The sequence below is a fragment of the Enterobacter sp. PP-008-ECC_S150 genome, from assembly GCF_045257065.1.
In the GTDB taxonomy this organism is placed as follows: domain Bacteria; phylum Pseudomonadota; class Gammaproteobacteria; order Enterobacterales; family Enterobacteriaceae; genus Enterobacter; species Enterobacter chengduensis.
On sequence record NZ_JBJHHG010000056.1, the window covers coordinates 1 to 2,841 of the forward strand.

Annotated in this window: 3 protein-coding genes; all 3 read right to left on the reverse strand. The window is 57.3% G+C overall.

Annotated elements, in window-relative coordinates; translation table 11 throughout:
* Window positions 1-13 precede the first annotated feature (13 nt).
* The 3 genes from ACJBF3_RS25925 to aac(3)-IIe all read right to left on the reverse strand — a co-directional run bounded on the left by ACJBF3_RS25925 (window position 14) and on the right by aac(3)-IIe (window position 2,677).
* Window positions 14-1,170, reverse strand: a protein-coding gene (locus ACJBF3_RS25925; protein ID WP_369700724.1) for an IS3 family transposase whose coding sequence is annotated in 2 segments (ribosomal slippage) — window positions 14-903 and window positions 903-1,170 — 1,158 coding nt in all. Because the reading frame shifts where the segments join, the coding sequence is not laid out codon by codon here.
* A gap of 91 nt (window positions 1,171-1,261) precedes the next feature.
* Window positions 1,262-1,804, reverse strand: a complete 543-nt coding sequence (locus ACJBF3_RS25930; RefSeq protein WP_002063889.1) for an AAA family ATPase — start codon at window positions 1,802-1,804, stop codon at window positions 1,262-1,264.
* Between the two features lie 12 nt (window positions 1,805-1,816).
* Window positions 1,817-2,677 carry an aminoglycoside N-acetyltransferase AAC(3)-IIe gene (gene aac(3)-IIe / locus ACJBF3_RS25935; protein ID WP_000557452.1) on the reverse strand — a complete coding sequence of 287 codons (861 nt, stop codon included), beginning with the start codon at window positions 2,675-2,677 and terminating at the stop codon, window positions 1,817-1,819.
* Between the last annotated feature and the right edge of the window lie 164 nt (window positions 2,678-2,841).

Sequence of the window (2,841 nt, forward strand, 5' to 3'; positions counted from 1 at the left end):
CCTCAGCATTTTATTATGGTGATCCCCTGGGCGAAATGCGCCTGGTAAGCAGAGTTTTTGAAATGTAAGGCCTTTGAATAAGACAAAAGGCTGCCTCATCGCTAACTTTGCAACAGTGCCAATGTGGGCGTCTGGTGTTGTAGAAGTTCAGATATCGGGCGATGCCAGCGCGTGCCTCGGACACAGTCTTGTAGGCATGGAGGTAGACTTCCTCGTATTTGATCGAACGCCAGAGCCGCTCGACGAAGACATTGTCTCGCCACGCACCCTTGCCATCCATCGAGATGGCAATCTGTGACCTCTTCAGCACGGCGGTGAAGTCGATGGAGGTGAACTGCGATCCCTGGTCGGTATTGAAGATTTCCGGCCTGCCATGACGGGCAAGTGCCTCCTCCACCGCCTCGATGCAGAAGGCTGCTTCCATCGTGATCGACAACCGCCATGACAAGACCTTCCGGCTGAACCAGTCCACGACGGCGCACAGATAGACAAATCCCCGCGCCATGGGGATGTAGGTCAGGTCCATTGCCCACACCTGATTGGGCCGGGTGACTGCCAGCTTTCGTATGTGCCCTGGCGCTGGTTTCGAGGTGTTCGGGCGGCGGTAGATCGCCTTGATGCCCATCTTCTTCATCAGCGTGGCGACGTGTCGCCGCCCGGTCTCCAGACCTTCTCCTCTCAAGAGCCCTTGCAACATCCGACTTCCGGCAAAGGGGTAGTCGAGATGCAATTCGTCAATCCGGCGCATAAGGGCCAGATCGCCGTCAGACACCGGACGAGGCAGATAGTAGACGCTGCCACGGCTGAAGCCGAGAAGCTTCGCCTGGCGCACGACGGATAGCTTGTGCTCGCGGTCGATCATTTCTTTCCGCCCAGCAATCCCGCCTTGCCGAGCGCACCGGATAAAAAATCGTTCTCCAGTGTCAGTTCGCCGATTTTCGCGTGCAGCGTTTTGACATCGATGGTCGGACCCGACGGCTCCGCTTTCGTTTCATCGCCGAACACACCTGTCGCCCCCTCAAGGAGCTGGTCTTTCCATTGCTTGATCTGGTTGGCGTGCACATCGAACTGCTGGGACAACTCCACCAGCGTCTGCTCACCTCGGATGGCGGCAAGTGCCACCTTCGCCTTGAAAGCCGGGCTATGGTTCCGGCGCGGTCGTCTCGTCATGGTCTCTCCTGTTCCCGGCATCTAAGCCGAAGTCAGGCAGAAACTCCACTTATCCCCGCTGTGCAGATTTCCCGAGCCAGCTCTAAGGCGATCAGGTGCGCTGATCGAGTCTGTCGAGCACCATCGCTGCAAGTTCATCGCTGGTGTGTGCACCACTATCGAGAACACGGGTTGTGGACGGAAGCCGTTCCCTTGCGGCCAAGCATCGGGCGACATTCGCTAATCGCCACTCTCGAATCTCCGCATTCCGATTCGGGTCAGGATGCATGGTCTGGTTCGAGATCCGGTGACGCAATAGGTCCTCGTTAAGCATCAGAAAGATGTGCAGCAGCTGATCGTCGATCTGCCTTAACCCGTCGAGTATCTCAGTCAGATAGTCCGGGTGCACGAGCGTCATTGGGATGATGATGTCCTGCGAGTAATTCCTGCGAATCTCGCTGACCGCAGCGATCGTAAGTCCCCTCCACAAGGGGAGATCCTGATAGTCTCCGCTCGCTGGTATGGGGACCGTTTCTTTCACCACGAACCCGATTTCCTCAGGGTCAAAGATCAGCGATTTCGGACGCCGATCGCGCAGCCGCTCAGCGAGAGTCGTCTTTCCGGCGCCGAAAGGTCCGTTGATCCAGATTATCATTGTCGACGGCCTCTAACCGGAAGGCTCGCAAGAGCGCTGGGCGGCTTCGTGTGCTGGCACGATCGGAGTGGCTCCGAAGTGCTTCTCAAGATAGGTGACGCCGAACGTCACGATGTCCTGCGCGTCGAACAGGTAGCACTGAGCAAAGCCCACGACACCTTCTCGATGGCGACCGAGCTTCACGTAAGCATTTGCTATAGTTTCGACCGCATCCGGCTTTCCTTCGATAGCAAAGCAATCGAGAATGCCGTTTGAATCGTATTCTGATGCCGTTTTCCAGGCGACTTCACCGTTTCTTCCAAGCATCGGCATCTCATACGTCACCCATCGTTTGTTGGGGATATCCGCAACCGCCTCGGCGTAGTGCAATGCGGTAACGGAGTTTAGCGGCGCACCCAACAGCAGGGCCTTCCCGCCAAGGCGGACGAACCGCTCGACGGGCGACCCTTCCCCCAAGGCGTGACCGAGTTCGTGAGGCTCCGTCAGCGTTTCAGCTAGCGGACCAACCGCGACCATCGATGCATCGGGGTGCGCGCTGCGCCGCGCGCCGGGGGCTTGAACCAGAAATTGATTCAGCAGGCCGAACCCACGGTAAGTCCCGGCCGTTGCGGGATCGAACGGCGGCCAGGTACGGCGGGCTTTGTCATCCAACCGAGCGCCATTCAGAGTCTCCTCGTAGGGTGATCGGTCCCACGACGCGTATCCCATCACAGTGCCAGTCGGCCCAACCGCGGAGCGTAACGCGGCAACGACCGTCTCCGCTCCTCCTTCGACCGGACCAATCGCTTTAAGTGAGGCATGCACCATCAACAGGTCACCGGTTTGGACTCCTAATTTTCGAATTGCCTCCGTTATTGCCTTCCGCGTATGCATCGCGATATCTCCTCTAAACTGCAAAACACTATACCTATCGAGAGGCACTGTTGCAAATAGTCGGTGGTGATAAACTTATCATCCCCTTTTGCTGATGGAGCTGCACATGAACCCATTCAAAGGCCGGCATTTTCAGCGTGACATCATTCTGTGGGCCGTACGCT

Coding starts and splice junctions, on each gene's coding strand:
- ACJBF3_RS25930 (WP_002063889.1), bottom strand. CDS start 1,804: ATGATAATCTGGATCAACGGACCTTTCGGCGCCGGAAAGACGACTCTC.